The organism is Streptomyces guryensis (assembly GCF_021261325.1).
Taxonomy (GTDB): Bacteria; Actinomycetota; Actinomycetes; order Streptomycetales; family Streptomycetaceae; genus Streptomyces; species Streptomyces guryensis.
Genome location: NZ_JAJSBI010000018.1, coordinates 33,091 through 58,129, shown reverse-complemented (window position 1 = coordinate 58,129; position 25,039 = coordinate 33,091). Strand labels below are relative to the sequence as shown.

Below are 25,039 nucleotides of genomic sequence, written 5' to 3'. Positions count from 1 at the left end.
CGGCTTGTCAAAGGGTCCGGTGAGGGTTGACAGCTGCCGAGCTGGGGCTTCAGGGTGACCTGGACAGATTGTGGACCGGTCCAAAGAGGGGCTGTCATGGTGGATTCGCTCGGTGTCGCCGTCGTCGGGTTCGGCTGGATGGGCCGGGTGCACACCCAGGCGTACGCCCGCGTCCTGCACCACTACCCGCAGTCGGGCCTGCGCCCGCAGCTGATCACGGTCGCCGAGGAGGTGCCCGGCCGGGCCGAGGAGGCCGCCGCGCAGTTCGGGTTCGCCTCGACGACCCGGGACTGGCGGGACGTCGTCAAGGACCCGCGCGTCCAGGCGGTCAGCATCACCGCCCCGAACTTCCTGCACCGCGAGATCGGCGTCGCCATGGCGGAGGCGGGCAAGCACATCTGGATCGAGAAGCCGGTCGGCCTGAGCGCGGCGGACGCCCGGGCGGTCGCCGACGCGGTCGCCACAGCAGGGGTCCAGGGCGCCGTCGGCTTCAACTACCGCAACGCGCCCGCCGTCGAGGCCGCCCGCGAGCTGATCGCCTCCGGCGCCATCGGGACCGTCACCCATGTCCGCGTCCGCCTCTTCAGCGACTACGCCGCCCACCCGGAGGGCGCCCTGACCTGGCGGTACGAGAAGGAGCGCGGCGGCAGCGGCGTGCTGGGCGACCTCGCCTCGCACGGCGTGGACCTGGCCCGCTACCTGTTGGGCGACATCGAGGCGCTGGCCGCCGACACCGCCGTGTTCATCCCGGAGCGGGCCCGGCCCACCGGCGCCACGGCGGGCCACACCCGCGCCACCGGCGGCGAACTCGGCCCGGTCGAGAACGAGGACTACGTCAACTGCCTGCTGCGCTTCGCCTCCGGCGCTCGCGGCGTGCTGGAGGCCTGCCGGGTCTCGGTCGGCGAGCAGAACAACTACGGCTTCGAGGTGCACGGCACGAAGGGCGCGGTCTTCTGGGACTTCCGCCGCATGAACGAGCTGGGCGTCAGCCGCGGCACGAGCTACCAGGACCAGCCCGTCAGCACGGTGTACGTCGGCCCGGGCGCGGGCGAGTTCGGGGCGTTCCAGCCGGGTGCCGCGAACGCCATGGGCATGGACGACCTGAAGGTGATCGAGGCCCACCGCTTCCTGCGCTCCGTCGCGGAGGGCAAGCCGCACGGGGCCACGCTCGCGGACGCCGTGCACAGTGCCGCCGTACTGGAGGCGATGGTGCGGTCGGTCGAGAGCGGGTCCTGGGTCAGTCTCCGGGCATAGCGGAGGCCAGCGACTCCACGCCCTTGGCCAGGGCGTCGAGGACCGAGCGCGGGGGTCTGTCCGGCACTCCCGGCGCCCATCGCCTGCGCTCTGTCCTGGCTGCGAGCGGGAGCTCCACCTGGACTCCGCCTCGGCGGGTCAGGTTCACCGGGTTCCTGGAGTGCAGGCCGCGCAGCTTCACGGGTATCTCGTCGAGGTCGGTGACCGGGTCGAACTCCGGCCGCAGGGCGTCGAGTCCGTCGGCGACGAGGCGTGCTGCCCGCCGGTTGCCGCCGCCGAGGAAGATGGCCCGTGGTGTCGCGGTCCTGTTGTGGCCGTGCAGGGAGACCGTGAGCGCCACGCGGGAGAGGAAGTCCCGCAGCAGGGTGCAGTGCCCGACCGCCATACGCGGGGAGGGGATGTGCACCGGATCGGGCACACCCGGCTGGGTGAAGACCAGACTGGTGGCGCCGCACCGCTCGGCGAGCGACCCCGCCAGCTCGGCCGTACCGCCTTCGTTGCTGCCGTGCAGCGCCAGCAGTCCCAGCTCGCTGCCCGTCGTGAGCGTGGCGAGCAGGAGGACGCCCTCGATCTCCACGTATTCGCTGCTCGTCGTCACGCGGCTCCTCGGTTCGTCGCCTGCGGGGGCAGGTTGTACGGCGTCACCACCTGGATCGCCGACGGCAGCGTAGGCCCCGCGGGCCGCAGCGCGCCGTGGGCGCGCATCACGGTGTGGCAGGCCTCGCGCATGTCCTGGCGCAGGTCGTGGTGGAGGACGGCGGACAGGCGGTGCTCGCGCAGCAGGCGGGTGTTGTCGTGGTCGAGGTCGTGCGCGACGAACACCGCGCACTCGCGGCCCAGGTCCTCGAAGGCGCGCAGGGTGGCGTTGTTGCCGCCGCCGATCGAGTAGACGGCACGGATGTCGGGGTCGCGTTCGAGGGCGGCGCGGACCAGGTCGTACTGGGTGGCGTCGAGGCCGTGGCCCTCGGCGATCTCGACCAGGGTGCGGTCCGGGTGGCGGGTGCGCATGGCGCTGCGGAAGCCCATCTCGCGCTCCTCCTCGTTGCGGAAGAAGCCGCTGCTGAGGCTGGTGAGCACGTTGCCCGGGCGGTCGCCCAGCCACTGGCCCATGAGGTACGCGGCGGTCGCTCCGGCGGCCCGGTTGTCGATGCCGACGTAGGCGAGGCGGGCGGTGGCGGGCAGATCGGTGACCAGGGTGACGACGGGGATGCCTGCCTCCGCGAGACGGCCGACCGCGGCCGTCACCTCGGGGACGTCCGGGGCCTTGAGGATCACGCCCTGCGAGCCGCGGCGGGCGATCCGGTCCAGCGTCCTCGTCAGCTCCGCCACCGGGCCGGTCTCGCGGAAGTGGAAGCGCGAGCGCACGACGGCCGGGTGCAGGGAGGGCAGCTCCGCCTCCAGCGCGGCCCGCACGGCGGTGGAGAACCGCTCCGGTGTCTGCATCACTATGTCGATCATGAAGGTGCGGCCGACCAGCCGGACCTGGGTGCGCTGCCGGTCCAGGTCGGCGATGGCCTGCTGGACCTCCCGTGCGGTGCTCTCTCGGACGCCGCCCCTGCCGTTCAGGACCCGGTCGACGGTGGCCTCACTCAGGCCGGCCTGACGTGCGATCTCCCGGATGGGGAAGGGGTGGCCCACCGCGGGCTCCTTTCATCGGCTCTTGAGGGGTTTTTGATGGCCGCCTGCTGGTTGTTCGACGGGATTGTCATGACAAGAATGACAGGGCTGAGTCGCCCCTGTCACCGAGAGGACACCGATGTCCTTCACCGCCGTACACCACCGTGCCTGGCTCTCCGAGCAGGACTGCGACCTCGACTCGTTCCGCGCGCTGGTCGAGCGGACGGCCGACCCCGCCGACTACCCGCACGCCTCCGGGGTGGAGCGGAACGTCCTGCTGTACGACGCCGAACGCGTCCGTGCCGCGAAGGACCGCCGGGGCGTCCAGGAGGAGCTCGTCAGGGCCCTCACCGACGGCCCCGGAGTGGTCGTCCTCCGGGGCGCCTTCCCCGACCACGCGGTGGTCGACCGGGCCACCGAGGTGTTCGACGCACTGATCCGCGAGCAGGACGCGGCGGGCACGACGGCCGGCGACCACTTCGCCAAGCCGGGCGCGAACGAGCGGGTGTGGAACGCGCTGGAGAAGGCGGCCCTCTACGACCCCGCGGCCTTCGCCGACTACTACGCCAACCCGGTCCTCGCGCTGGTCTGCGAGGCCTGGCTCGGCCCCGGCTACCAGGTGACCTCCCAGGTCAACGTGGTCAACCCGGGCGGCCTCGCGCAGACCGCGCACCGCGACTACCACCTCGGCTTCCTCTCCGACGAGAGCGCCGCGGCCTATCCGGCGCACGTCCACCGCCTCTCCCCCGTACTCACCCTGCAGGGCGCGGTCGCGCACTGCGACATGCCCGTGGAGTCGGGACCGACGCTGTACCTGCCCTTCTCGCAGACGTACGAGCCGGGCTATCTGGCGTGGCGGCGGCCCGAGTTCCAGGCGTACTTCAAGGAACACCACGTCCAGCTGCCGCTCGCCAAGGGCGACGCCGCCTTCTTCAACCCGGCGCTGTTCCACGCCGCCGGGACCAACCGCACCACGGACGTGCGGCGCATGGCCAACCTGCTCCAGGTCTCCTCGGCCTTCGGCCGGGCCATGGAGACCGTCGACCGGGAGGCGGTGGCGAACGCCGTCTACCCCGTGCTGCTGCGCCGCAAGGCGGACGGCGCGGACGAGGGCTGGCTGGAGAACGTGATCGCCGCGAGCGCCGAGGGCTACCCCTTCCCCACCAACCTCGACAGCGACCGGCCGGACAGCGCTCACTTCGGGCTGGCCCCGCCCTCCCAGGCGGACCTCGTACGCCGGGCGCTGCGCGAGGGCCGGCTCCCGCGGGCGCTGCGGGACGAGCTGCGGGCGAGCGCCGAACGCCGCACCAGCTGACGCAAGCCGAAAGGACAACAGAGATCCATGGGACTTCTCGACGACAAGGTCGTCCTCGTCAACGGCGGCAGCCAGGGAGTCGGCGCGGCCATCGCGCGCGCCGCCGTCCGTGAGGGGGCGGTCGTGGCCGTCACCGGCCGGCGTGCGGAACCCGGCGAGGCGCTGGTGACCGAACTGACGGCCGCGGGCGGCAAGGCGATGTTCGTGCGCGCCGACCTCTCCGACGCCGAACAGGCGAAGGCCGCGGTCGGTGACGTGGTCGCCGCGTACGGGCGGATCGACTGCCTGGTCAACTCCGCGGGCCTGACCTCCCGGGGCACGCTGCTGGACACCACACCCGAGCTGTTCGACCAGCACATCGCGATCAACCTCAAGGCGCCGTTCTTCGCGATGCAGGCCGCCGTCGCCGACATGGTCTCGCGCAAGGCGCCCGGCACGGTCGTCAACATCATCACGTCCTCGGCACACGGCGGGCAGCCGTTCCTGGCCCCGTACGTCGCCGCCAAGGCGGGTCTCATCGGCCTGACCCGCAACGCCGCGCACGCGCATCGCTGGGACCGCGTGCGGATCAACGGCCTCAACATCGGCTGGACGGCGACCGAGGGCGAGGACGCGACACAGAAGACGTTCCATGGTGCCGACGACAACTGGCGGGACGAGGCCGCGGCCAAGCTGCCGATGGGCAAGCTGGGCCAGCCGGACGAGATCGCGGACTTCGTGGTCTTCCTGCTGTCGGAGCGGTCGGGCGTGGTGACCGGATCGGTGATCGACTGGGACCAGAACGTGCTGGGCGGCCTGGACTGATTTTCAAGCCCGTCCGGCGTTTGAGGACGAGCCCGAAGGGCGATCGGGGTCCGGGGCGGAGCCCCGGCAACGGACCGCAACAACACACCAGAAAGCAGCGGAGCTCATGCGTATCGGAATCCTCGGCCTCGGCCGCATCGGCGCCTTCCACGCCGAGACCCTCTCCGGGCTCGACGTGGTCGAGTCCCTCGTCCTCACCGACCCGTTCGCGGACGCCGCCAAGTCCGCCGCTGAGCGGTTCGGCGGCGAGGTCGTGGACTCGCCCGAGGCCCTGCTGGCCGCCGGCGTGGACGGCGTCGTGGTCGCGGCCGCGACGGACGCCCACCCGGGGCTGATCCTGGCCGGCGTCGAGGCGGGCATCCCCGTCTTCTGCGAGAAGCCCGTCGCCAGGACGATGGCCGAGGGCGTCCAGGTCCTCAAGGCCGTCGAGGGCACGGACGTGCCGATCCAGATCGGTTACAACCGCCGCTTCGACACCGGCTTCGTGAACGCCCGCGCCGCCGTGCAGAGCGGCGAGCTGGGCAAACTGCACACCGTACGGTCGACCACGCTGGACCCGGCGCCGCCGCCGGCCGCGTACATCGCCGCCTCGGGAGGCATCTTCCGCGACTGTTCCGTCCACGACTTCGACATCATCCGCTGGGTGACGGGCCGCGAGGTCGTCGAGGTGTACGCCGTCGGCGGCAACCGTGGCGCCGAATACATCAAGGAGGCGGGCGACGCCGACACCACCGGCGCGATCCTCACCCTCGACGACGGCACCATCGCGGTGGTCTCCAACTCCCGCCACAACGCCCGGGGTTACGACGTCCGGATGGAGATCCACGGCTTCACGGACTCCATCGCCGTGGGTCTGGAGGACAAGCTGCCACTGCGCTCGGTCGAGCCGGGCGTGACCTTCCCGGCCGGCACTCCGCACGACTTCTTCATGGACCGCTTCACGGCGGCCTACCGCGCGGAACTCACCGCGTTCACGGAGGTCGTGGCCGGCGCCCGCCCGTCGCCCTGCACGATCGCGGACGCCCTGGAGGCCGGCTGGATCGCCGACGCGTGCACGCTGTCGCTGCACGAGCACCGCCCGGTGACCATCGCCGAGGTCCGCACCGCCTGAGCTGCGGCCCCCTCTCTCTCGTGCTCCGGGCGCGGGCCGGCCTCCGGCGCCCGGAGCACGAGTGCGCGAATCGCCACGTTGCCCCTGTCGGCCACGACCACCAGATCTCCTCGTACGACCATGAGGTCCCCACACGTCGGACCGAACGAGGCGCAACGCTTGTGAGCACCGGCGAGATGTCCCGGCCGCACGCCGACACCCGCGAACGTGAACCCGCCCTGCCCGGCGGGCGGTTACGCGGCGAGCGGGGTGTGGTCGTCAGGGGAGCCGGACCGAGCGGCCTCTTCGAACTGATCGAGCGCACCGTCGCCCACGCCCAGGACCTGCCCGCCGCCACTTCCGCCCGCCCGCGGCACACTGACCCTGCACGACCGGACAGAGGAGAAACCGACGTCATGAGCGAACCGGCCCGCGAACCCCTGCGCATCGGCGTCCTGGGCGCCGCCCGGATCACCGAACGCGCCCTGATCGGCCCGGCCCGCACCACCGGGCACCGCCTGGTCGCCGTGGCCGCCCGCGACCGGTCCCGCGCCGAGGCCTTCGCCGCCGAGCACGGCGTGGAGCGGGTCGCGAACTCCTACGCCGCCCTGTTGGCCGACCCCGAGGTCGAGGTCGTCTACAACCCGCTCGCCAACGGTCTGCACGGCCCGTGGAACCTGGCCGCCCTCGCGGCCGGCAAGCATGTGCTGAGCGAGAAGCCGTCGGCGAGCAACGCCGAGGAGGCCGCCGAGGTGCGGGAGGCGGCGGCGAAGGCCGGCACGGTCTTCATGGAGGCATTCCACTACCTCTTCCACCCGGTCACCAGCCGCCTGCACGAACTCCTGGAGAGCGGCGAACTGGGCGAACTGCAGCGGGTGGAGACCATGGTCGCCATCCAGGCTCCGGCCGACGCCGACCCGCGCTGGTCCCTGCCGCTGGCCGGCGGCGCCGTGATGGACCTGGGCTGCTACAGCCTGCACGCCCAGCGGATGCTGGCGCCCCGGGCCGGCGGCGCTCCCCGCCTCGTCTCGGCCCGCGGCGGGGAGCGTGCGGGCGCACCCGGCGTCGACGAATGGCTGGACGCCGACCTGGCCTTCCCGAACGGTGCCACCGGCTCCGCCTGCTGCCACATGGCGTACGACAAGCTGGAGATGAGCTGCCGGATCATCGGCAGCCGGGGCGAGGCACTGGCCCCGAACTTCGTCCTCCCCCAGGTGGACGACCGCATCGTGGTCCGCACGGCGGACGGCGAGCGCACGGAGCACCTCGGCATCCGGTCCTCGTACACATACCAGTTGGAGGCGTTCGCAGGACGCGTGCGGGAGGGCACCCCGTTGCCGCTGGATCCGGACGACGCGGTGGCGACGATGACGCTGATCGACGAGAGCTACCGGGCGGCGGGGTTCGCACCGCGGCCGCGGACCCGGGTGTAGGCAAACCGCCGGTGGGAGGACTTGCGGGGCGCGGAGGGCTGGCGCGCGCCTGCGGACCCCTCGTCGCCTTCACGGACGACGACACCCTCGTCCCGCCGGCACGGCCATGGCTCTGCGATGATCGGCGCCATGGCCGCACGCATCGCCCCCGCGCACGTCACCGACATCCAGCAGGTCCTCGCCGACCACTCCCGCTACTGGGGCGAACGGGATCTCCGGGATCTCCATCTTCTGGCCCTGGTGCAGGAGTTCGGCGAGACCTGTCTGGTCGCTCGTTCCGACGACGGCGTTCTCGGGTATCTGATCGGCTTCGTCACGCCTGGCGGCACCGGATACGTGCATCTGATCGCGACGCGGGACGACGCCCGCGGCAGCGGTCTGGGGCGCGACCTGTACGGCGCCTTTGCCGAGGCCGCGCGTCGGCAGGGGGCCGTCCGGCTGAAGGCCGTCACAAGCCTGGGCAACAAGGGGTCCACGGCCTTCCACCGCAGTCTGGGCTTCGACGTCCGCGTGGTGGAGGACTACAACGGTCCCGGCGAGGACCGGGTGGTGTTCAGCCGGGCGATCGGCTGATGTCGTACAGAGCCGGCCGCTCGACCAGCTCCACCGCCACCCTGCCGCCCTCCTCCAGCGCCCGCACGCCCGCCTCGCACACCGCGGCGACGGCGTAGCCGTCCCACACGCTCGGGCCGACGACCTCACCGCGGCGGGTGGCGTCGACCCATGCCTGGACCTCGCGGTCGTAGGCGTCGGCGAAGCGTTCGATGTAGTCCTGGATGATGGTGCCGCCCCAGCGGCCGGCCATGTTGGTGACCATGGCGTGGCCGTCGCCGATGCGGGCGGTGCCGCGTTCGCAGACCACCTCGGCCTGGACCTGGTAGCCGAAGCCGCAGTTGACGAAGATCTCGACGTCGACGATCGTGCCGCCGTCGGTCTCGAAGACGACGAACTGCGGGTCCTGCACCCCCTCCGGTGCGTTCGCGGACGGTGTCGGGCGCAGGACCGTGACGGCGGTGATCTCCTGGCCGAGCAGCCAGCGCGTCACGTCCATCTCGTGCACGACGGAGTCGTTGATGAGCATCTCGCTGCGCCAGCCGGGCGGGGAGGCGAGGTTGCGGTGTCGGTTGTGCAGCATCAGCGGCCGCCCCAACTGACCTGTGTTCAGAAGGGACTTGAGCTTCATGTATTCGGCGTCGTAGCGCCGCATGAACCCGACCTGGACCCGGCGGCGGCCCAGCTTCTGCTCCGCTTCCAGCACCCGCAGCGCGGAGGCCGCGTCCGGTGTCAGCGGCTTCTCGCACAGCACGGGCAGATCGTGCTCGAACGCCGTCAGCAGGGCCGCCTCGTGGGCGGGCCCCGGGGAGGCGATCAGCACGGCGTCGACGTCGGCCGCCGCCATGGCGGCGGCCGGATCGGAGTAGGCGGTGCAGCCGTCGATACGGGCCGCGACGTCCTTGGCGCGTTCCGCATCGACGTCCACGACGGCGGTCACCCTGGCCCCGCTGATGACCTCCTGGACACGGCGGACGTGGTCGGCACCCATCTTGCCGGTGCCGACGACCGCGACCTGCAGTGTTCCTTGCCGAGCCATGGTCGTTCGTCCCCCTTCGGAGGGTCAGGCGCCGCAGGACCTCAGGAACTTGCGGGTGCGCACCGCGATCGGCAGCGGCTTGTCCGGCTCACACGGGTACATGTCCTGCTCGACGATGGCGAACAGTTCCACGCCGAGCTTCTGCGCGGCCTCCATCACGGGCCCCAACTCGGGGACGCCGACGGGCGGTTCGCACATCACCCCCTGCGCCACGGCAGGTCCGAACGGTGTGCCCTTGGACCGTACGTCAGCGAGGATCTCCGGGTCGACCTGCTTGAGATGCAGATAGCCGATGCGTTCGCCGTAGGTCTCGATCAGCTTGACGCTGTCGCCGCCGCAGTAGGCGTAGTGCCCGGTGTCCAGGCAGAGGTTGACCAGTTCGGAGTCGGTCGAGTCGAGGAAGCGCTCGACGTGGTCCTCGGTGTCGATGTGGGTGTCGGCGTGCGGGTGCACGACGATGTCCAGGCCGTACGTCTCCTGCACCTCGTGGCCGAGCCGCTCCATGCCCTTGGTGAGGTATGCCCACTGCTCGCCGGTCAGCTCCGACGGCTCCAGGATCTCGGCGGTCTTGTCGTCCCGCCAGAAGGACGGGATGACGACGAGATGCTTGGCGCCCATCGCCTGGGTGAGCGCGGCGACCTGGCTGACGTGCTCCCAGGTCGACTCCCACACGGAGGGGCCGCGGTGCAGGCCGGTGAAGACCGTACCCGCCGAGACCTTCAGGTCACGCCTGTTGATCTCGTCGGTGAGGCGGGCCGGGTCGGTCGGCAGATAGCCGTACGGGCCCAGCTCGATCCACGGGTAGCCGGCCTCGGCGACCTCGTCGAGGAAGCGTTCCCAGGGCACCTGCCGGGGGTCGTCCGGGAACCAGACGCCCCAGGAGTCGGGGGCCGATCCGACCCGGATGCGGTCCAGAGCACCTGCCATGTCAGGAGGTTCCTTCCGGGCTGGCCGCCACGGGTGCGGTGAGGTCTTCCTTCTCCGGGAGTTCCTCGACGTCGACGCCGCTGACCTGGGACAGCTCGTGTTTGAGTGCGGCGAGTTCGGCGCCGCCGGCCATGTGGTTGGTCAGCTCCTCCAGCGTGATCTGGCTACGCTCGGCGGAGAGTTCCATGGTGCCCAGGCGCAGCACGCTGAAGTGGTCGCCGACCATGTAGGCGTGGTGGGGGTTGTGGGTGATGAAGATGACGCCCAGGCCGCGCTCGCGGGCGGCGGCGATGTACTTCAGCACCACACCCGACTGCTTGACGCCGAGGGCCGCGGTGGGCTCGTCCAGGATCAGGACGCGGGCACCGAAGTAGACGGCGCGGGCGATCGCGACGCACTGGCGCTGGCCGCCGGAGAGGGTGCCGATGGGCTGTTCCAGGTTGTCCAGGACGATGCCCATCTCGCGCAGCTCGTGATCGGCGGTCTGCTTCATCTTCTCTATGTCGAGGCGGCGCACGGGCCAGGGGCCCTTGGTCATCTCGGAGCCGAGGAAGAAGTTGCGCCACACCGGCATCAGCGGGACGGTGGCCAGGTCCTGGTAGACGGTGGCGATGCCGCGGTCGAGGGCGTCCCGGGGCGTGGTGAAGCGCACCGGAGCGCCGTCGACGAGGAACTCGCCCTCGGTGTGCTGGTGCAGCCCGGAGATGATTTTGATGAGGGTGGACTTGCCGGCGCCGTTGTCGCCCAGCACACAGGTGACCTGGCCCGGGCGGACCTTCAGGCTCACCCCGTGCAGGGCACGGATGTTGCCGTACGCCTTGCCGGCATTGCGCAGCTCGACTATCACGCCGTCGTCCGTGCCAGGGGCGGCGTCCTGGAGGATGGCTCCGTGGGTTTTGCTGGTGTTGTCTGTCATCGCATTCACCTTCGGGTCATGGTGCGCTGGACCCACAGATTGATCAGGACGGCACCCAGGAGCATGACGCCGAGGAAGGCCTTGAACCAGTCGGGGTTCCAGCCGGCGTAGACGATGCCCTGCTGGACCATGCCGAACATGAACGCGCCGAAGACCGGGCCGATCGCCGAGCCGTAGCCGCCGGTCAGCAGGCAGCCGCCGATCACCGCGCCGGAGATGTAGATCAGCTCGATGCCGACGCCCTCACCGGACTGCACGGTGTTGAACGTGAACAGCTGGTGCATGCCCACGAACCAGGCACCGAAGCCGACCAGCATGAACAGCGAGATCTTCGTGAACGCGACGGGCACGCCGACCGCACGGGCGGAGTCCTTGTTGCCGCCGACCGCGAAGGTCCAGTTGCCGTACCTGGTGCGCAGGAGCACCCAGGTCGCGATCGCCGCGAACAGCAGCCACCAGAACACGGTGATCTTCACCTGCACGCCGCCGATGTCGAAGCTGGAGGCGAAGACCTTCCTGGCCTGGTCGAAGCCGTCCATGTTGCTGATGTCGTCGGTGGCGACGTTGCCGGTGACCAGCTTGGTCACCGCGAGGTTGACGCCCTGCAGGATCAGGAAGGTGCCCAGGGTGACCAGGAAGCTGGGCAGCCCGGTCTTGACGACCATCCAGCCGTTGAAGAAGCCGATCGCCAGCGAGACGACCAGCGCGGCGATCACACCCACCCACACGTTCATGGTGAGCTGGTAGCTGATCATGGCCGCGGTCAGCGCCGAGGTGATCACCCCGACACCCGCCGACAGGTCGAACTCCCCGCCGATCATCAACAGCGCCACCGGGATCGTCACGATGCCCAGGGTGGAGGACTGGTAGAGGATGTTCGCCATCGAACTGGCGTCACGCACCGGCGGCGCCGAGATCAGGAAGAACACGTACACCGCGACCGCGCCGAGGAAGACACCCACCTCAGGGCGGGCCAACAGCCGCACGACCAGGGGCCGTTCAGCCGTCCGCCCGTCGGTCTCCTGGGGGCCGGGGGCCGGCGGTGAAGTCACCGCCGGCTCGGCATGCTGGGTCATACTGATCACCGGGTTCCGTTGGCGGCGAACTTGGAGACGGCGTCGACATTGGACTTGTCGACGAAGGCCGGGCCGGTCAGCACCGGCTGCTCACCGCCGCCCATGTAGTTGCCGTTGTTCTTGTACAGCCACAGCGAGTCGATCGCCAGGTAGCCCTGGAGGTAGGGCTGCTGGTCCACCGCGAACTGGATCGTGCCCTTGCTGATGGCGGTCGTCAGGTCCTTGTTGAGGTCGAAGGTGGCGATCTTGGCCTTGCTGCCGGCGTCCGAGACCGACTGCACCGCGGTCAGCGCGTACGGGGCGCCGAGGGCGGTGACGTAGTCGATGGAGGAGTCCTGCTTCAGCTTGGCGGTGATCGTCGACTTCACCGACGGCATGTCCGTGCCGTTGACGTAGAGGACGTCGGTCTTGCCGGAGAAGGTCTTCTTCACGCCGTCGCAGCGCTGGGTCAGGCCGACGTTGCCCTGCTCCTGGATGACACAGACGGTGTGCTTGGCACCGAGGTCGTTGAGCTTCTTGCCGAACGCCTCGCCGGCCACGGACTCGTCCTGGCCGAAGAACTCCATCAGGCCGAGCTTCTTCCAGTCGCTGACACCGGAGTTGAGGCCCACCACGGGTATGTTGGCCGACTTCGCCTTGCCGACGACGGCCTTGAGGGCGTCCGGCTTGGCGAGGGTGATCGCGATGCCGTCGACCTTCTGGTCGATCGCGTTCTGCACCAGGTTGGACTGGTTGCCCGCGTTCGGGTCGGACGAGTAGATCAGCTTGATGTTGTCCTTGGCCGCGGCGGCCTCGGCACCCTTGCGGACGATGTCCCAGAAGGTGTCGCCGGGCGACTGGTGCGTGACCAGCGCGACCGTCATCCGAGGCGTGGTCGCCTTGCCTGCCGATGCGTTGGCGCCGCCCTCCTCGGACTTCTTGCCGCCGGAGCTGCTGGAGCAGCCGGCGAGGGTGAGGGCAGCCGCTGCGGCCACCGCGACAACGGGGGCGATTCTGCGGGAGCGGGGGTGAGAAGAGCGGTCCATCTTTCCTGGCACCTCACTGTGCGTTGCGGGGGAAAGGGAGAGGGGGATCAAGATGATCCAGCGGCCCGGGATCTTGGCATGCCCGGGTCGTCTGCCGCAAACGCGGCGGTCTGCCTGGGACGGGATCAAACCCCTGGCCGCGCCCGCTGTCAATACTTTGTTAAGACATCATTTCACGAGCTAGTCCGAATGTAAGTACAAACTATTGACAGTGTCACCCTTCGCGGCCTAAACCTGGGGGGCGGCAGGCCCTCTGGGACCCGCATCCCCAGACCAGCTCGAGGAGCGTCGCGCATGGCCGAGTCAGACCAGTCCTTCGACTTGATCACTATGGGCCGTATCGGAGTCGATCTCTACCCTCTGCAGTCGGGGGTGCCCCTGGCCCGGGTCGAGACCTTCGGCAGGTTCCTCGGCGGTTCGGCCGCCAACGTGGCGGTGGCCGCCGCCCGGCTCGGCCGGAACACCGCGGTGATCACCCGCACCGGGGACGATCCCTTCGGCGCCTATCTGCACGAGGCGCTGAAGGAGTTCGGCGTCGACGACCGCTGGGTTGCGCCCGTCGCCGCGTACCCGACCCCGGTGACCTTCTGCGAGATCTTCCCTCCGGATGACTTCCCTCTGTACTTCTACCGGCAGCCTAAGGCTCCTGACCTGGAGATACATTCCGAGGAACTGGACTACTTCGCCATCAGGGCGAGCCGGGTCTTCTGGATCACCGGCACCGGCCTGAGCGAGGAGCCCAGCCGCTCCGCCACGCTCGCCGCCCTCAAGGCGCGTGACAAGGCGGGTACGACGGTCTTCGACCTCGACTGGCGGCCCATGTTCTGGCGCGACCCCGAGGAGGCCCGCCCGTACTACGCGGAGGCGCTGGGGCACGCCACGGTCGCGGTCGGCAACCTGGACGAGTGCGAGGTCGCCACCGGTGTCCGCGAACCGCGCGCCTGCGCCGAGGCGCTGCTGGAGGCGGGCGTGGAGCTGGCGGTCGTCAAGCAGGGCCCCAAGGGCGTCCTCGCGGTGCACCGCGACGGCACCAGCGCCGAGGTCCCGCCGGTGCCGGTCGAGGTGGCCAACGGCCTCGGCGCGGGCGACGCCTTCGGCGGCTCGCTCGTACACGGACTGCTGGCCGGCTGGGAGCTGGCCGAAATCATGCGGTACGCCAACGCGGCCGGCGCCCTGGTCGCCTCCCGTCTCGCCTGTTCCTCCGCGATGCCCACCGAGGCCGAGGTCGAGGACCTCCTCGCGCGAGCCACCCTCTGAAACGGAGCTTCCCCTTGTCCCTCAGCATCCCCGACCTCGTCTCGGTCAGGGCCCGCCATCCCGAGGCCGTCGCCGAGGCGGCCGCCCGGCGCACCCGCCGCCCGCTCATCGGCGACAGCGGCCGACTGATGATCGTGGCCGCCGACCACCCGGCCCGCGGCGCGCTCGGCGTCGGCGACCGGCGGCTCGCCATGGCCGGCCGCGCCGAGCTGCTGGAGCGCCTGTGCATCGCGCTGTCCCGGCCGGGCGTGGACGGGGTGCTGGCCACCGCGGACATCCTGGAGGACCTCCTCCTGCTCGGAGTGCTGGAGAACAAGGTCGTCATGGGTTCCATGAACCGTGGGGGCCTGGCGGGCGCCGTCTTCGAGATGGACGACCGCTTCACCGGCCACCGCGCCGAGGACATCGCCCGGCTCCGCTTCGACGCGGGCAAGCTGCTGCTCCGCATCGACTACGACGACCCGGGCTCGCTGACCACGCTGGAGTCCACGGCCCGCGCGATCGACGACATGGCCGCGCACCGGCTGCCGCTGTTCGTCGAGCCGTTCCTCTCCCGCCGGATCGACGGCCGGGTTGTCAACGACCTGTCCTCCGAGGCCGTCACCAAGTCCATCGCGATCGCCGCGGGCCTGGGCGGCACCTCCGCCTACACCTGGCTGAAGCTCCCCGTCACCGACGACCCGGACGACATGGGCGAGGTCCTGGAGACCTCCACGCTGCCGACCGTCCTGCTCGGCGGCGAGGTGGGCGGGTCCGCAGAGGCACAAGCGCAGGCGTACGAGCGCTGGCGCAAGGCCCTCAGGCTGCCGACCGTGCAGGGCATGGTCGTCGGGCGGTCGCTGCTCTACCCGGCCGAGGGCAGTGTGGAGACGGCGGTCGACACGGCCGTGGGCCTGCTGTGACATGGAGGAGTGCTGTATGACATACCACCGGAGTGCCATATGACATACCACCTTCCCGCCGGAAAGGCCCTGGGCGGCCCGTACGTCGTGGACGTCACCCCGGAGAAGGCCGGCTGGGGCTACTCCAGCCTGCGCGTCCTGGAGCTCCCGCCGGGTGGCACGCACACCTTCGACACCGGCGACAGCGAGTGGATCGTGCTGCCGCTCAGCGGCGGCTGCACCGTCGCGACGGCCGACGACTTCGGCCACGACACCTTCGAACTCACCGGCCGCGACAGTGTGTTCAGCGGCGTCAGCGACTTCGCGTACGCGCCGAGGGACGCCCGTACGACGGTCACGTCCGCCGGCGGCGGACGGTTCGCGCTCACCGGCGCGCGCTGCACCCGGCGTCTGCCCGCCCGCTACGGACCGGCTTCGTCGGTGCCGGTGGAGCTGCGTGGCACCGGGAACTCCTCGCGGCAGGTCAACAACTTCGGGGCTGCCGCCCGCGCCGGAGGCGCTGATGGACAGGGTTTCGAGTGCGACAAGCTGATCGCAGTCGAGGTGATCACCCCGGGCGGCAACTGGTCGTCGTTCCCGCCGCACAAGCACGACGAACACCGGCCAGGGGAAGAATCAGTGCTCGAAGAGGTCTACTACTTCGAGTTCGCCGACCACGACGGCATCCCCGGCCTCGGCTACCAGCGGGTCTCCCCCTCCGGGCAGGGCCGCAACACGGATGTGCTGGCCGAGGTGCGCGGCGGCGACATCGTACTGATCCCGGACGGCTGGCACGGGCCCTCCATGGCCGTGCCCGGCCACCACATGTACTACCTCAACGTCATGGCGGGCCCGGAGCCCGAGCGTGCCTGGCTGATCTGCGACCACCCCGATCACGCCTGGGTCCGCGACACCTGGCCCGAGCAGCCCGTCGACCCCCGCCTCCCCCTCTACACGGCACCGGAGAAGTCCTGATGAGCACCACCACCCGCCGCCTGACCGTCGCCCAGGCACTGGTGCGTTTCCTGTCCGTCCAGTACACCGAGCGCGACGGCGTGCGCCGGCGGCTGATCGCGGGCACCTGGGGCATCTTCGGCCATGGCAACGTTGCCGGGATCGGCCAGGCCCTGCTGGAGGCGGGCGAGGACGCGATGCCGTACCACCAGGGCCGCAACGAGCAGGCCATGGTGCACGCGGCCGTCGGCTACGCCCGCCAGCTCGACCGCCTCTCCGCGCAGGCGGTGACGACGTCCATCGGCCCTGGCGCGACCAACCTGGTCACCGGCGCCGCGCTCGCGACCATCAACCGCCTGCCGGTCCTGCTCCTGCCGGGCGACTACTTCGCCACCCGGGTGGCCGACCCGCTGCTGCAGCAGCTGGAACACCCCACGGAGGCGGACGTGTCGGTCAACGACACCCTGCGCCCGGTCTCCCGCTACTTCGACCGCATCACCCGCCCCGAGGCCCTGATCCCCTCCGCCCTCAACGCCATGCGGGTCCTCGCCGACCCCGCCGAGACCGGCGCGGTCACCCTGGCCCTCCCCCAGGACGTGCAGGCCGAGGCGTACGACTGGCCGGAGGAGTTCTTCGACGAGCGCGTCTGGCACGTACGGCGGCCCGCGCCCGACCCGTACGAGCTGGCGGAGGCGGTGGCGGCGATCCGCGCCGCCGAGCGCCCGCTGATCGTCGCGGGCGGCGGCATCCACCACAGCCGGGCGGAGGAGGCGCTGAAGGCGCTGGTGGACGCGACCGGCATCCCGGTCGCCTCGACGCAGGCCGGCAAGGGCTCGCTCCGCCACGACCACCCCGCCGACCTCGGCGGCATCGGCCACACCGGCACGGCGGTCTGCGACGACATCGCGCGTACGGCCGACCTGGTGATCGGCGTCGGCACCCGCTACACGGACTTCACCACCGCCTCCAACACGCTCTTCCAGCAGCCGGGCGTCCGGTTCGTCAACCTCAACATCGCCGCGTTCGACGCACACAAGCTGGCAGCGCGGACTCTGGTCTGCGACGCGCGCGCGGGGCTCACAGCGTTGACGGAGGCCCTCGCCGGACAACGTGTGAACTCGGTTTACGAGACCGAGTACCGCACCGGCAAGGAACGCTGGGAGCAGGTGGTCGACGCCGCTTTCACCGCCGCCGACGAGAACGCCGTACCCACCCAGACCCAGGTGCTCGGCGCCCTGGACGCGGTGGTCGGCGACGAGGACGTCGTGATCAACGCGGCCGGCTCGCTCCCCGGCGACCTGCACAAGCTGTGGCGGGCACGCAGCCCCCGCCAGTACCACCTGGAGTACGGCTACTCCTGCATGGGCTACGAGATCCCGGCCGGCATCGGCGTCCAGCAGGCCGCTCCCGGCACCCCGGTCTGGTCCCTGGTCGGCGACGGCACCTACCTGATGATGCCGACCGAGATCGTCACCGCCGTCCAGGAGGGCCTGCCCGTCAACCTCGTCCTCATCCAGAACCACGGCTACGCCTCCATCGGCGGTCTCTCCGAGTACGTCGGCGGTGAGCGCTTCGGTACCGCCTACCGCTACCGGGCCGCCGACGGCACCTTCTCCGGCGCGCCGCTCCCCGTCGACCTGGCCGCCAACGCGGGCAGCCTCGGCATGGACGTGCTGCGCGCCAAGACCGTGCGCGAACTGCGCGAGGCGCTCGCCGCGGCCCGCGCCTCCGACCGCCCGACCTGCGTCTACGTCGAGACCGACACCGTCACCTCGACCGCTCCCGGGGCCGAGGCCTGGTGGGACGTCCCGGTCGCCGAGACCGCCTCCCGCGATGCCGCCGTACAGGCCCGCGAGGAGTACGACCGCAACGTCACCGACCAGCGTCGCCACCTCTGACCTCCCCCCCCGCACAACCCCTTTGTGAAAGGCCCCCGCACATGAAGACCATCACCCACTGGATCGACGGCAAGCCCGTCGAGTCCGCCTCCGGCCGGCACGGCGCCGTGTACAACCCGGCGACCGGCGCGCAGGAGAAGCAGGTCGGATTCGCGACCGTCGACGAGGTGGACGCCGCCGTCGCCGCCGCGAAGGCCGCCTTCGAGACCTGGGGCGTCTCCTCGATCGCCAAGCGCACGGCGATCCTGTTCAAGTACCGCGAGCTCCTCGACGCCCACCGCGACGAGATCGCCGAGCTGATCACCGCCGAGCACGGCAAGGTCCACTCCGACGCGCTCGGCGAGGTCGCGCGCGGCATGGAGATCGTCGAGCTGGCCTGCGGGATCAGCGTGCAGCTGAAGGGCGAGCTGTCGACGCAGGTGTCCACCCGTGTGGACGTGGCCTCGATCCGGCAGCCGCTCGGCGTGGTCGCGGGCATCACGCCGTTCAACTTCCCGGCCATGGTGCCGATGTGGATGTTCCCGCTGGCCATCGCCTGCGGCAACACCTTCGTGCTCAAGCCGAGCGAGAAGGACCCCTCGGCCTCGTTCCGCCTGGCCGAGCTCGCTTCCGAGGCGGGTCTGCCCGACGGCGTACTGAACATCGTGCAGGGCGACAAGGTGGCCGTCGACCGCCTCCTGGAGCACCCGGACATCGAGGCCGTCTCCTTCGTCGGCTCCACGCCGATCGCCAAGTACATCCAGCTCAAGGCGGTCGAGCACGGCAAGCGCGTCCAGGCCCTGGGCGGTGCCAAGAACCACATGCTGGTGCTGCCGGACGCCGACCTGGACTTCGCCGCCGACCAGGCGATCAACGCGGCGTACGGCTCGGCGGGCGAGCGCTGCATGGCCGTGTCGGTGGTGGTCGCGGTCGGCGACACGGGCGACGAGCTGGTCGCGAAGATCGCCGAGCGGGCGAAGAACCTGAAGATCGGCCCCGGCAACGACCCGTCCTCCGAGATGGGCCCGCTGATCACGCGCGAGCACCGCGACAAGGTGGGCTCCTACGTGACTTCGGCCGCCGAGCAGGGCGCGGAGGTCGTGGTGGACGGCAGCGGCTTCACGGTCGAGGGCCACGAGGACGGCTTCTTCATCGGCGTGACGCTCCTCGACAAGGTGCCGGTGACGGCGGACGCGTACCGTGACGAGATCTTCGGTCCGGTCCTGGCGGTGGTGCGCGCGGAGTCGTACGACGAGGCCGTCAGGCTGATCAACGACTCCCGCTGGGGCAACGGCACCGCGATCTTCACCAGGGACGGCGGCGCCGCCCGCCGCTTCCAGCTGGAGGTCAAGGCGGGCATGGTCGGCGTCAACGTGCCGATCCCGGTGCCCGTCGGCTACCACTCCTTCGGCGGCTGGAAGGACTCCCTCTTCGGCGACCTGCACATCTACGGCAACGACGGCATCGCCTTCTACACGCAGGGGAAGGTGATCACCACGCGCTGGCCGGACCCGGCCGACGCGGGCATCAACCTCGGTTTCCCCAGCCACTCCTGACGCTGCGTCAGTTCTCCAGAGGGAGGTACGCCCATGGCGAGGACCGGCGGCACCGCACGTGCCGCGACGGCCGCTGCCGACTCGCTGGACTTCGCCCTGGACCGGGGCAGTCCGGTGCCGCTGTACTACCAGCTCGCACAGCAGCTGGAGGCGGCCATCGAGCACGGCGCCCTCGCCCCGGGCAACCTCCTGGGCAACGAGATCGACCTCTCGACGCGCCTGGGCCTGTCCAGGCCCACCGTCCGCCAGGCCATCCAGTCCCTGGTCGACAAGGGGCTGCTGGTGCGCCGCCGAGGGGTCGGCACCCAGGTGTTGCACAGCCAGGTCAAACGCCCGCTGGAGCTCAGCAGCCTCTACGACGACCTGGAGTCGGCCGGGCAGGGCCCCACCACGCGGGTGGTGCGCAACGAGCGCGAGCCGGCGTCCCCGGACGTCGCGGCCGCGCTCGGCATCGCGGAGGGCAGTGAGGTGATCGTCCTGGAGCGGCTGCGCCTCACCCACGGTCAGCCGGTCGCCCTGCTGTGCAACTTCCTTCCCGCGACCCTCCTCGACCTGGACACCGCCCGCCTGGAGGCGACCGGCCTGTACCGGATGATGCGCACCGCCGGCATCACCCTGCACAGCGCCCGCCAGACCATCAGCGCTCGCTCCGCCACCGCCGAGGAGGCCGCCCGGCTCGACGAGGAGGAGGGCGCCGCCCTGCTGACCATGCAGCGCACCGCGTACGACGACACCGGCCGACCGGTGGAGTACGGGACACACATCTACCGGGCGTCCCGCTACGCGTTCGACTTCCAGTTGCTGGTCAGGCCGTGAACCGGTCCCCTTGACTCCAGGGGCCGAGGAGCGCACTGTCGTAGATATACGCCGTAAATATACGACGTCACACTCCTCAGGCCCGACGAGGAACCGTGGACAAGGACAGGCGAACGCGCGTACGCCGGGGGGGCGCGCCCTGCTGGGCTCCGTCCACCGTCCTCGTCACCGGCGGCGCCGGATTCATCGGCAGTCACGCCTGCGTCGAGCTCCTCGACCACGGTTACGAGGTGATCGTGGTCGACGACTACGCGAACAGCACCCCCCACGTCTTCGCCCGGGTGGAGCGGATCGCGGGCCGGTTCGTCGGGGCCGTCTACGAACTGGACATACGGGACCGGCGCGCCCTCTCGGCCGTATTCGACCGGCATCCGGTGGACGCCGTCATGCACTTCGCCGCGCACAAGTCCGTGAGCGGGTCGGTCGAGTCACCGGTCGAGTACTACGACACCAACGTGGGCGGCACCACCGCCCTGCTGAGCACGATGCACGAGCACGGGGTCCACCGGCTGGTGTTCTCCTCCTCGTGCTCGGTCTACGGCGACGCGGGCGCGGACCCGCTCGACGAATCCACCCCGGCCGGGCCGACCAACCCCTACGCGGCTTCGAAGTGGGCCTGCGAGCAGATCCTCGCCGATGTCTGCCGCCGCCGCCCCGAGTACACAGTGCTGTGCCTGCGCTACTTCAACCCGGCCGGCGCGCATCCCAGCGGGCTGCTCGGCGAGGACCCGCAGAGCGCCCCCGACAACCTCATGCCGCACGTGGCGCAGGTCGCCCTCGGCCACCGGAAGCAGCTGCAGGTGTTCGGCGGAGACTACCCGACCCCCGACGGCACCGCGGTCCGCGACTACATCCACGTCATGGACACCGTCGAGGCGCACCGCGTCGCGCTCGACCACCTCGTCGACGCTCCCGGCATGCGCGTGTTCAACCTCGGTCTGGGACAGGGCAGTTCGGTCCTGGACGTCGTCGGTGTCTTCTCCGAGGCCAGCGCCAAGCCCATTCCGTACGAAGTCGGGCCCCGCCGCCCCGGAGACGTCGCCACACTCGTTGCCGACGCGAGCGCCGTCACCCGTGCCTGGGGCTGGCGGCCCACCCGCACTCTCGTGGACATATGCCGGGACGCGTGGCATTTCCAGCGGCTCAACCCGCACGGGTACGCCGGTGCCGCGCGACGCCCGAACTCGAAGCTCTGAGGGCGAACGCCGCCTCCACCAGTGCGATGTGGCTGAACGCCTTGGGCGCGTTGCCCAGTTGACGGCCCGCGTCGGGATCCCACTGCTCCGAGAGCAGTCCGACGTCGTTGCGCACAGCGAGCACGCGCTCGAAGAGATCTTGGGCCTGTTCGAAATCGCCGGTCGCCGCAAGGGCCTCCGCGTACCAGAGAGAGCACGACACGAAAGCGCCTTCCGAGCCGTACACCCCGTCCACCCCTTGGCCACCGTCGCCGTCCGGCGCGTAGCGCCGCACAAAGCCCCCGAGTTGCAGTCGCCGCATCGCGCGGACGGTGCCGCGCACCCGCTCGTCCCGGGCCGGCAGGAAGCCCAGCCGTGGCATCAGGAGCGCGGAGGCGTCCAGGGCCGGCGAGCCGTAGGCCTGCACGAAGGAGTGCTGCCGGGGGTCCCAGCCCTCCCGGCACACCTGACGGTGCACCTCGTCCCGCAGGGCGCGCCATTCGCCCGAGGAGCCGTTGCGGCCGAGCAGCCGCCCCATCCGCAGAGCACGGTCGGCAGCCACCCAGGCCATGACCTTGGAGTGCACGAACTGCCGCCGGGGGCCCCGTATCTGCCACAGCCCCTGGTCCGGCTCGCGCCAGTGCCGCTGCAGATAACCCATCATCGCCTCGACCAGATTCCACACATGGGCCGGCATCGGGATGCCGGCCCGCAGCGACAGGCAGAAGGCGTCGAGGACCTCGCCGTACACGTCCAACTGGAACTGGTTCGCCGCGGAGTTGCCGAACCGGACGGGCCGCGAGCCCTCGTAGCCGGCCAGCCACGGCGCCTCGGTCTCGGGCAACAGGCGCTGCCCGCCGACGCCGTACACGGTCTTCAGATCCCAGGGGTTGCCGGCGATGGCCCGCACCAGCCAGTCCAGCCAGGCCGTCGCCTCCTCCCGGTAGCCGCTGTGCAGGAGACAGGACAGGGCGAAGGTGGAATCGCGCAGCCAGCAGTAGCGGTAGTCCCAGTTGCGCTCGCCGCCGATGCATCCGGGCAGGGAGGTGGTGGGGGCCGCCACGATGCCGCCCGTGGGAGCGTAGATGAGGGCCTTCAACGTGATCAGTGATCGCACCACGGCGTCCCGCCAGGGCCCTTCGTAGCGGCACTGGGCGGTCCAGGTCCGCCAGTAGTCGGCCGTCTCCTTGAGCAGCGTCTCGGCCGGGACGCTCAGTGGCGTGGGCGGTTCGGGCTTGTGCGAGGGCGACCACACCAGGGTCAGCGCGAGTCGCCGTCCGGCCGGGACGGTGAAGTCGTGGACCGTGGCGTCAGCACCGCCCCGTTCCCGTACGGCCCCGTCGGCGCCCAGCCAGACGGCGTCCGGGCCGGCGACCGCCACCGCGCACTGGCCGACGGCCCGGACCCAGGGCACGACCCGACCCTGGTGGAAGCGCAGCCGCAGCTCGCTGCGCATGGACACGGAGCCCGACAGTCCCTCGACCAGTCGGACCAGACACGGCACCCCCGCGCGCGGCGGCATGAAGTCCGTGACCCGCACGGCCCCCGTCGGGGTCTCCCAACGCGATTCCAGGACCAGCGTGTCGGGCCGGTACGACCGGTGCGAGCAGGGGCCGCCGCCGGCGGGGGCGATCCGCCAGAACCCGTTGCCCGGTGTGCCGAGCAGCGCGGCCAGACAGGCGGGCGAGTCGAAGCGGGGCAGACACAGCCAGTCGACGGAGCCGTCCCGGCCGATCATGGCCGCGGTCTCCAGGTCGCTGATGAGGGCGTAGTCCTCGATGGGTGCGTTCATCGCCGGAGCCACTCGTGGTCATACCGCGCAAACTCGTATGTTTACGCTGTATACGTACATCATCTCTCCTCGAACCTGCCGGGTCAACCTCAGGGCGCCCACCGAGGCATGGCCCGGCTGACGGATCGACATCGACCGGCCGACGGGGGCCGTTAAAGGCAATTCGATGCACATATGACCGAATTACTCCACCGTGTGGCGGACATCACCAGAGGCGGCTCGATGCGGCCAACTCGCCTGCGGGGCAGGAAATTCGGAGCGCCGGCCGGCACTACCACCCCGAACAGGCTCTTGCGGATCGAATGCACCTCACGCAGAGTCCATGACCGTTCAGTTCGCCATTTGCTTCGTGCAAAAGCGGGCTCTGCTGCCGCAGGGGTGGGGTGAAAGGTCACGCCGTACATGCCGATGGAACACAAAGCTGGAATTCCGCGACATCGTCGCCCCTTCGCGGTGCGGACGAAACTGGGCGCCCTCGCGCTCGCCACCGCCGCCCTCGCAGGGGGCGCGCTCGTCCAAGTCGGCCAGGCGAATGCCTCGACGACAGACGTCGCCGTCGACTCCCTGTCCACGTCGGCGACAGCGGACGGACAGTTCAAGGCCACCGCGAAGGTGCACGCCACAAAAACGATCAAGTTGCAGGCGCTGGCCGTCACGGCGCGATCTGCGGACGGCAACATCTATGACTTTCCCGGAGCCGCCGCGACCACGGTGGGAACTTGGCCCACCACCTACACCTCAGGCAGTCGCACATTCCCCGCGGGCACGTATACATACTTCGTCTCATACAAGCTGCACAACAGCTGGCACAATCTTTCTCCGGTGAATTCCTTCACCTCCGGCGCCAACCCCACGCCCACGCCCACCCCGACCCCGACCCCGACGGCAACGACATCCGCTCCCACCAGCACGCCGGCGCCCACCTCCACGTCCACGCCGACTGCCACGTCCACACCAACGGTGAGCGAACCGTCCTCGGCGCCTTCGACGACCGCCGTCGCACCGCTCGGTATTCCCGGGACATGGCGCAATGTGTTCAGCGACGAATTCGACGGCACCGGCCTTGACGGCTCCAAGTGGAATCCGAACTGGCTCGGGTGCTCCGGATGCATCACGCCGCCCGTGAACTCATCCGAAGAGGCCGCCTACTCTCCGTCACAGGTCGGCGTCAGCGGAGGATATCTCCACCTCAAGGCCATTCAGCAGTCGACGACCGTCGGCGGTAAGACCTATCCCTATGTCTCCGGCCTGGTGGAGAGCGACGGCAAGGCCCAGTTCACCTACGGCGCCTTCGAAGCCCGTATCTACACGCCCGCGTCCGGCACACAGATCGCCAACTGGCCCGCCTTCTGGACGGACGGGCAGAATTGGCCGGATGACGGCGAGATGGATGTCATGGAGGGCCTGAGCGGCTCTGCCTGTTACCACTTCCATTCCGCAGCCGGCGGTCCCGGCGGCTGCGCCCCCGGCACCTACACCGGATGGCACACCTACGGTGCGGAATGGAAGCAGGGGGCGGTCACGTACTACTACGACGGCAAGCAGGTCGGTCAGATCACGTCAGGGATCACCTCGGCTCCGATGTATCTGATCCTCAACAACGCCGTCAGTTCCACAAACGGCGGGCCCACCCAGGTCCCGGCCGACATGATGGTCGACTACGTGAGGGTCTGGCAGCACTGA

The 25,039-nt window shown here is 70.3% G+C and carries 22 protein-coding genes; 14 read left to right on the top strand and 8 right to left on the bottom strand.

Annotated elements, in window-relative coordinates; genetic code table 11:
- Positions 1-96: 96 nt before the first annotated feature.
- Positions 97-1,254: a Gfo/Idh/MocA family protein gene (locus LJ657_RS30435; RefSeq protein ID WP_232652053.1), complete on the top strand. Its 1,158-nt coding sequence runs from the start codon at positions 97-99 to the stop codon at positions 1,252-1,254.
- Here LJ657_RS30435 and LJ657_RS30430 read toward each other — a convergent pair.
- Positions 1,238-1,852 carry a poly-gamma-glutamate hydrolase family protein gene (locus LJ657_RS30430; protein WP_232652052.1) on the bottom strand — a complete coding sequence of 205 codons (615 nt, stop codon included), beginning with the start codon at positions 1,850-1,852 and terminating at the stop codon, positions 1,238-1,240. The two genes, LJ657_RS30435 and LJ657_RS30430, sit on opposite strands and share 17 nt — an antisense overlap.
- Positions 1,849-2,892: a LacI family DNA-binding transcriptional regulator gene (locus LJ657_RS30425; RefSeq protein ID WP_232652051.1), complete on the bottom strand. Its 1,044-nt coding sequence runs from the start codon at positions 2,890-2,892 to the stop codon at positions 1,849-1,851. The genes LJ657_RS30430 and LJ657_RS30425 overlap by 4 nt, the downstream gene beginning before the upstream one ends.
- A gap of 118 nt (positions 2,893-3,010) precedes the next feature.
- Between LJ657_RS30425 and LJ657_RS30420 the strand changes: the two genes are divergently transcribed.
- The 5 genes from LJ657_RS30420 (at position 3,011) to LJ657_RS30400 (ending at position 8,086) form a co-directional block, all read left to right on the top strand.
- Complete coding sequence (locus LJ657_RS30420) at positions 3,011-4,186, top strand: phytanoyl-CoA dioxygenase family protein (protein ID WP_232652050.1); 1,176 nt, start codon at positions 3,011-3,013, stop codon at positions 4,184-4,186.
- 27 nt (positions 4,187-4,213) lie between these two features.
- Positions 4,214-4,990: an SDR family oxidoreductase gene (locus LJ657_RS30415; protein ID WP_232652049.1), complete on the top strand. Its 777-nt coding sequence runs from the start codon at positions 4,214-4,216 to the stop codon at positions 4,988-4,990.
- Between the two features lie 106 nt (positions 4,991-5,096).
- Positions 5,097-6,101: a Gfo/Idh/MocA family protein gene (locus tag LJ657_RS30410; protein WP_232652048.1), complete on the top strand. Its 1,005-nt coding sequence runs from the start codon at positions 5,097-5,099 to the stop codon at positions 6,099-6,101.
- 395 nt (positions 6,102-6,496) lie between these two features.
- Positions 6,497-7,513 carry a Gfo/Idh/MocA family protein gene (locus LJ657_RS30405; protein WP_232652178.1) on the top strand — a complete coding sequence of 339 codons (1,017 nt, stop codon included), beginning with the start codon at positions 6,497-6,499 and terminating at the stop codon, positions 7,511-7,513.
- Positions 7,514-7,642: 129 nt separating this feature from the next.
- On the top strand, positions 7,643-8,086 hold the full coding sequence (locus tag LJ657_RS30400) for a GNAT family N-acetyltransferase (protein ID WP_232652047.1): 444 nt from the start codon (positions 7,643-7,645) through the stop codon (positions 8,084-8,086).
- On the opposite strand, the gene LJ657_RS30395 is transcribed toward LJ657_RS30400, so the two are convergent.
- From LJ657_RS30395 to LJ657_RS30375, 5 genes are read right to left on the bottom strand one after another with little or no spacing between them, the layout of a single operon-like run.
- Positions 8,067-9,104, bottom strand: coding sequence for a Gfo/Idh/MocA family protein (locus LJ657_RS30395; protein ID WP_232652046.1), 1,038 nt, complete (start codon positions 9,102-9,104; stop codon positions 8,067-8,069). The two genes, LJ657_RS30400 and LJ657_RS30395, sit on opposite strands and share 20 nt — an antisense overlap.
- A 24-nt stretch (positions 9,105-9,128) precedes the next feature.
- Positions 9,129-10,031 (bottom strand): sugar phosphate isomerase/epimerase family protein, encoded by a 903-nt coding sequence (locus LJ657_RS30390; protein WP_232652045.1) that lies wholly within the window; start codon positions 10,029-10,031, stop codon positions 9,129-9,131.
- 1 nt (position 10,032) lies between these two features.
- Positions 10,033-10,947, bottom strand: a complete 915-nt coding sequence (locus LJ657_RS30385; RefSeq protein WP_232652044.1) for an ATP-binding cassette domain-containing protein — start codon at positions 10,945-10,947, stop codon at positions 10,033-10,035.
- 5 nt (positions 10,948-10,952) lie between these two features.
- A complete protein-coding gene (locus LJ657_RS30380) occupies positions 10,953-12,029 on the bottom strand; it encodes an ABC transporter permease (RefSeq protein WP_232652177.1) in 1,077 nt (358 codons plus the stop codon).
- Positions 12,029-13,048: a sugar ABC transporter substrate-binding protein gene (locus LJ657_RS30375; protein ID WP_232652043.1), complete on the bottom strand. Its 1,020-nt coding sequence runs from the start codon at positions 13,046-13,048 to the stop codon at positions 12,029-12,031. The genes LJ657_RS30380 and LJ657_RS30375 overlap by 1 nt, the downstream gene beginning before the upstream one ends.
- A 294-nt stretch (positions 13,049-13,342) precedes the next feature.
- On the opposite strand from LJ657_RS30375, the gene iolC reads away from it, so the two are divergent.
- The 7 genes from iolC (at position 13,343) to galE (ending at position 21,585) form a co-directional block, all read left to right on the top strand.
- The gene (gene iolC, locus LJ657_RS30370; RefSeq protein WP_232652042.1) at positions 13,343-14,305 is read left to right on the top strand and encodes a 5-dehydro-2-deoxygluconokinase; all 963 of its coding nucleotides are present in this window, start codon (positions 13,343-13,345) and stop codon (positions 14,303-14,305) included.
- A gap of 14 nt (positions 14,306-14,319) precedes the next feature.
- On the top strand, positions 14,320-15,207 hold the full coding sequence (locus LJ657_RS30365; RefSeq protein WP_232652041.1) for a Cgl0159 family (beta/alpha)8-fold protein: 888 nt from the start codon (positions 14,320-14,322) through the stop codon (positions 15,205-15,207).
- 39 nt (positions 15,208-15,246) lie between these two features.
- The gene (gene iolB, locus LJ657_RS30360) at positions 15,247-16,161 is read left to right on the top strand and encodes a 5-deoxy-glucuronate isomerase (protein ID WP_232652040.1); all 915 of its coding nucleotides are present in this window, start codon (positions 15,247-15,249) and stop codon (positions 16,159-16,161) included.
- On the top strand, positions 16,161-18,038 hold the full coding sequence (gene iolD, locus LJ657_RS30355; protein ID WP_232652039.1) for a 3D-(3,5/4)-trihydroxycyclohexane-1,2-dione acylhydrolase (decyclizing): 1,878 nt from the start codon (positions 16,161-16,163) through the stop codon (positions 18,036-18,038). The genes iolB and iolD overlap by 1 nt, the downstream gene beginning before the upstream one ends.
- Positions 18,039-18,079: 41 nt before the next feature.
- Positions 18,080-19,573 carry a CoA-acylating methylmalonate-semialdehyde dehydrogenase gene (locus LJ657_RS30350; RefSeq protein WP_232652038.1) on the top strand — a complete coding sequence of 498 codons (1,494 nt, stop codon included), beginning with the start codon at positions 18,080-18,082 and terminating at the stop codon, positions 19,571-19,573.
- Positions 19,574-19,606: 33 nt separating this feature from the next.
- Complete coding sequence (locus LJ657_RS30345; RefSeq protein ID WP_232652037.1) at positions 19,607-20,389, top strand: GntR family transcriptional regulator; 783 nt, start codon at positions 19,607-19,609, stop codon at positions 20,387-20,389.
- Positions 20,390-20,484: 95 nt separating this feature from the next.
- Positions 20,485-21,585, top strand: a complete 1,101-nt coding sequence (gene galE, locus LJ657_RS30340) for a UDP-glucose 4-epimerase GalE (protein ID WP_308117091.1) — start codon at positions 20,485-20,487, stop codon at positions 21,583-21,585.
- On the opposite strand, the gene LJ657_RS30335 is transcribed toward galE, so the two are convergent.
- Positions 21,533-23,356, bottom strand: a complete 1,824-nt coding sequence (locus tag LJ657_RS30335; protein WP_232652036.1) for a glycoside hydrolase family 15 protein — start codon at positions 23,354-23,356, stop codon at positions 21,533-21,535. The two genes, galE and LJ657_RS30335, sit on opposite strands and share 53 nt — an antisense overlap.
- 612 nt (positions 23,357-23,968) lie before the next feature.
- On the opposite strand from LJ657_RS30335, the gene LJ657_RS30330 reads away from it, so the two are divergent.
- Entirely contained in the window at positions 23,969-25,039 is a 1,071-nt protein-coding gene (locus LJ657_RS30330; protein WP_232652035.1) for a glycoside hydrolase family 16 protein, read from the top strand.